This is a genomic window from Streptomyces sp. NPDC054840 (assembly GCF_053611065.1).
Genome location: NZ_JBSGZP010000445.1, coordinates 1 through 4,658, shown reverse-complemented (window position 1 = coordinate 4,658; position 4,658 = coordinate 1). Strand labels below are relative to the sequence as shown.

Genomic DNA, 4,658 nt, shown 5'->3' with positions numbered 1-4,658 from the left:
GATCGAGGGCCATCTGCTGCATCCACTGGTGATGAGCCGGGCAGTCCGGCTGCACCCGCTGGTGGTGGCGATCTCCGTGGTCGCGGGAGCCATCGCCGCCGGCGTGGTCGGCGCGGTGGTCGCGGTCCCGCTGGTCTCGGTGACCTGGTCGGTGCACACGGCGCTGCGCGACGCCCGCCTCGGGTCCGTCGCCCCGAGGACCGACGACGACTGAGAGGCGGCACGGTCGGCGACGACCGGGAGGCCGGACGGCGGACACCCGCCGGCCGCTTCCTGCACAATCGCCTGATGAGCGATGAAGACCCCTACCTGTGGCTGGAAGACGTATCCGGCGACGCCGCCCTCGCCTGGGTCCGGGAGCGCAATGCCGAGACCGTGGACGAGTTGACCGGTTCCCCCGGGTTCAAGGTCCTCGAGCAGGAGATGCGCGAGGTGCTGGACGACGACGGCCGGATCCCCTACACCGTCCGCAGAGGCGGCCACCTCTACAACTTCTGGCAGGACGCCGACCACGTACGCGGCCTGTGGCGGCGGACGACGCTGGAGGAGTACCGGACCGACCACCCGGCCTGGGAGGTGCTCCTGGACCTCGACGCGCTCGCCGAGGCCGAGGGCGAGAAGTGGGCCTGGGCGGGCAGCCGGGTCCTGGCCCCCGAGCACCGGCACGCCCTCGTCCTGCTGTCCCGGGACGGCGCGGACGCCTGCGTGGTGCGCGAGTTCGACCTGGAGACCCTGGAGTTCGTCGAGGACGGGTTCGCGGTCGGCGAGGCCAAGACCCGGATCGGGTGGATCGACCACGACCGGGTCTGGATCGGTACGGACTTCGGCGCCGGCTCGATGTCCGCGTCCGGCTACCCGCTCCAGGTACGCCGCTGGCGGCGCGGTACGCCCCTCGCGGACGCCCAACTGGTCTACGAGGGCCGGCCGACGGACCTGTCCGCCTCCGGATGGCACGACGACACCCCCGGCTTCGCACGGGACTTCGTCCACCGGCAGATCGACTTCTGGAACCAGGAGCTCTTCCTGCTCCGGGAGGACGCCGCCGGCCCGCCGCTGAAGATCGACGTTCCGGACGACGCGGGCGCCTCCGTCCACCGCCGGTGGCTGACCGTCACCATCAAGTCGCCGTGGCTCGGCCACCCCGCGGGCAGTCTCCTGGCCTTCGACTTCGACGCCTTCCTGGCGGGGGAGCGGAAGGCCGAGGTGCTGTTCACGCCGGACGAGCGCACCGCGCTCGCCGGGTACAGCTGGACCCGCCACCACCTCATCCTCAGCACCCGCGCGGACGTCTCCTCCCGGATGGAACTCCTCACCCCGGGCGAGAGCGAGGGCGCGGGCCCCGGCGCGAGCTCCGGCGGCTGGCGTCGCGCCCCGCTGCCGGGCCTGCCGCCGCTGTCCACCGCCTCGGTCACCGACACGGATCCGGACGTCGGCGACGAGTACTTCCACCAGGTCTCCGGCTTCCTCCAGCCCTCCACCCTGTACCGGGGCACGGCCGGCGACGACGGCGGGAGCGAGAGCCTCAAGCAGAGCCCGGCGCTCTTCGACACCGCCGGTCTCGCCGTACGCCAGTACTTCGCGACCTCCGCGGACGGCACGAGGGTGCCGTACTTCGTCGTCGGACCCGAGGACCGCCCGGGCCCCGGTCCCACCCTGCTCTACGGGTACGGCGGCTTCGAGATCTCCATGGTCCCGCAGTACAGCGCGGTCACCGGACGGGCCTGGCTCGCGCGCGGCGGCACCTACGTCGTCGCGGGCATCCGGGGCGGGCACGAGTACGGGCCCGGCTGGCACAAGGCGGCCCTCGGCGCGAACCGGGTCCGGGCGTACGAGGACTTCGCCGCGGTCGCCCGGGACCTCACCGCCCGCGACATCACCACCCCCGCCCAGCTGGGCATCGAGGGCGGCAGCAACGGCGGGCTGCTCATGGGCGCCATGCTCACCCGCGACCCGGAACTGTTCGGTGCGGTCGTCGCGCACGTGCCGCTGCTGGACATGCTGCGCTTCCACAAGCTGCTCGCCGGAGCCAGCTGGATCGCCGAGTACGGGGATCCCGACGACCCGGCCGACCGGCCGCACCTGGAGGGGATCTCCCCGTACCACCGGATCCGGGCGGACGGGCCCGCGTACCCGCCGCTGCTCCTGCTGACCTCGACCCGCGACGACCGGGTACACCCCGGCCATGCCCGCAAGATGGCCGCCCGGCTGCGCGAGTACGGGCATCCCGTCCTCTTCCACGAGCACCTCGGGGGCGGCCACGCGGGCGCCACCGACCACCGGCAGACGGCCTTCAACGAGGCCCTCGTCCACACCTTCCTGTGGGAGCGGCTGACGCCCCAGAGGTGATCGGTACCGGCCGTACGTGAACGGGAGGCATCCGTACGGGGGATTTGCGGGGCCAGGCGCTGCCGAGGGCCGGGTTGTGCTCCACCATCGGCGGATGCAACCCCGGCCAGGGAGGACCCCATGAGCACCCCGTACGCGTCCGCAGCCCCGTACTACGCCGGCTATCGGCCCCCGTACCCGGCGGAGCTCTACGCGCTCCTCGCGGACCGGTTCGCGCTCGACGGCTCCCAGACCGTCCTGGACCTCGGCGCCGGACCGGGCACGCTCAGCCTGCCGCTGGCTGCGCTGGTCGAGCAGGTCTACGCCGTCGACCCGGAGCCGGCCATGCTCGCCGAAGGGTGCGGCCTCGCCGACGAGCAAGGGTGCGGGAACATCTCCTGGCTGCGGGGCGACGCCGCCGGCATCGGCCGGCTGTGCCTGCCCCGGATCGACCTGTGCGTCATCGGCGGGGCGTTCCATCTGATGGACCGGGCGCGGGTCCCGGCCGAGCTGGACGCCGTGCTCGCACCACGGGGCGGGATCGCCGTCGTCACCTCCCTGGCGGCGGCCTGGCCGGCCGCCGTCGACGAGGTGCGCGCACGCTTCCTCGGACCCGGCCATGGCACGGCGCACGGCCATGGCACGGCGCACGGAGCGCCGGCGCAGCGGGGGGCCGAACCGGCGGACCGCTTGCAGGACGCGGAGGACCAGCTCGCCAAGTCGGCGTTCTCCCACGTCGGGACCACCACGTGGGAGCGGTCCACGCGCTGCACCGTGGACGAGGTGATCGGCTTGCAGCTCTCCCGCGCCTCCTCCAACCCGGCCCTGCTCGGCGACCGTAGGGGTGCCTTCGAGTCCGAGCTGCGCCGCGCCCTGCTGGAGCACGACCCCGGCGGTACCTACATCCGGACCGTCACCGTCGCGGCCACCATCGCGACCCGGCCCCGGCGGTGACCGTAGGCCCCGCTCACCGGCCCGGACCGGCCGCGGGCGAGCGGTGCGCGAACCGGTCGACGACGAGTCCCTGGGCCGGACGATGCGCCTGGGCGCGGCTCTGTGGGCCCTGCCCCACGAGCCCGAGCAGGCCGACGGCACGGGTGACGGCGGCGACCGTGACGGCGAGGACGAGGTCATGACCACCGCGCGCGCCGAGGTCGACCAGTTGCTACGGACACTGGGCTGGTCCACCGCCCGGAGTTGGGGGAACTCTCCCCGGTCCACCGCTCGCTCGTGGCGGCGGTGGCCACGCTGGCGCGGCTCGGCTATCCGTGGGATGCCGCGCTCATGGCCCCGTACGCGCGGCTGATGCACCAAGTGGCCGTGCGGGACCTGGACTTCGTGGAGACCTTCCCCTCGGAGGCGGAGAAGGTAGAGACCGCCGTGGCGGCGACCATCCTGTTCCAGCCGGTGCTGAAGGCGCTGCACCAGCTGGCCCAGGAAGAGGAGTCGGCCCGGCGGTACGGGCCGGAGTGAGCCGCCGCCGGCGCCCCCGGCCCGGTTCGCAGCCGACGCCGCGGGTCAGGGGGCCGGGGTCCCGTCCGCGGGAGGGACCTCCGCGGGAAGCGGCGGCCGGACCCGGTCGACGCGCCGCCGCTCGCTCGCGCCGAAGGCCTGGTAGTTCTCCCGGGCCCCGTGCAGCGTGACGTGGTTGGGGCCGCCCACGTAGGGGTCCGGGTCCCGGTGGTCCCCGCCGTCGTCCTGCCAGCCGCAGACGGGGCAGATCTCGTGGTGCCCCGGCGTCCCGACGGTCAGGTTCCCGCAGACGACGCACGGGAACGGGCCCACGGCCGGCGCCTCGGCCAGTGCGGTGAGCAGCTCCCGCTCGCGGGCCGTGCTCAGACCCGCACGGCGGGGGCGCTCCAGTCCCTCGGCGCGCTCCCACCGCAGGAGGTCCTCCAGCATGTCCGCGCGCGGGCGGTCGCGCAGACCGGCAGCGTGCGCGGCGGCTCCGCTGCGGGCGCAGAAGCCGGCCCACTTGGGATCCGGCATCCACATGGCCATCGACTCCGGGCCCATGAACGTCCCGACGCCCTGATCGAGGAGCCACTGGGGGTCCGCCACCGCCACCGGTCCGGTGTACCCGGCCACGCGCGCCGACAGGGTGACCCAGTTGTCGAAGGGGACGACGGGCCCGACGGCGTCGAAGGTCCCGGTGGTGCCCTCCTGCGCCAGGTCCAGCAGCCAGGCCGCCAGATCGCGCACGTCGACCGCCTGGGTCGGAAGGCGGGGGGACCGCGGGAGGAGCACGGGCTGGTCCACGTCACGGGCGAAGCGTGCCGCCCAGTAGCCCGACCGTCCGCTGGCGTCGCCCGGGCCGCCGATCAGGCCGGCCC

At 74.2% G+C, this 4,658-nt stretch carries 4 protein-coding genes and 1 pseudogene; 4 read left to right on the top strand and 1 reads right to left on the bottom strand.

Annotated elements, in window-relative coordinates; all coding sequences use genetic code 11:
• The 4 genes and pseudogenes from ACWGIU_RS26420 to ACWGIU_RS26405 form a co-directional block, all read left to right on the top strand.
• Positions 1 to 214, top strand: a 214-nt coding sequence (locus ACWGIU_RS26420; protein WP_453709764.1) for an AI-2E family transporter, incomplete at its 5' end; no start/stop codon positions are given.
• A gap of 74 nt (positions 215 to 288) precedes the next feature.
• The gene (locus tag ACWGIU_RS26415; RefSeq protein WP_453709762.1) at positions 289 to 2,346 is read left to right on the top strand and encodes a prolyl oligopeptidase family serine peptidase; all 2,058 of its coding nucleotides are present in this window, start codon (positions 289 to 291) and stop codon (positions 2,344 to 2,346) included.
• 120 nt (positions 2,347 to 2,466) lie between these two features.
• The gene (locus ACWGIU_RS26410) at positions 2,467 to 3,279 is read left to right on the top strand and encodes a class I SAM-dependent methyltransferase (protein ID WP_453709760.1); all 813 of its coding nucleotides are present in this window, start codon (positions 2,467 to 2,469) and stop codon (positions 3,277 to 3,279) included.
• A gap of 37 nt (positions 3,280 to 3,316) precedes the next feature.
• A pseudogene (locus tag ACWGIU_RS26405) lies at positions 3,317 to 3,798 on the top strand (MerR family transcriptional regulator); the annotation flags it as partial.
• Positions 3,799 to 3,843: 45 nt separating this feature from the next.
• On the opposite strand, the gene ACWGIU_RS26400 reads toward ACWGIU_RS26405, so the two are convergent.
• Positions 3,844 to 4,658 (bottom strand): CPCC family cysteine-rich protein (locus tag ACWGIU_RS26400; RefSeq protein ID WP_453709758.1); only part of this gene is annotated, 815 nt, incomplete at its 5' end.

Coding starts and splice junctions, on each gene's coding strand:
- ACWGIU_RS26415 (WP_453709762.1), top strand. CDS start 289: ATGAGCGATGAAGACCCCTACCTGTGGCTGGAAGACGTATCCGGCGAC.
- ACWGIU_RS26410 (WP_453709760.1), top strand. CDS start 2,467: ATGAGCACCCCGTACGCGTCCGCAGCCCCGTACTACGCCGGCTATCGG.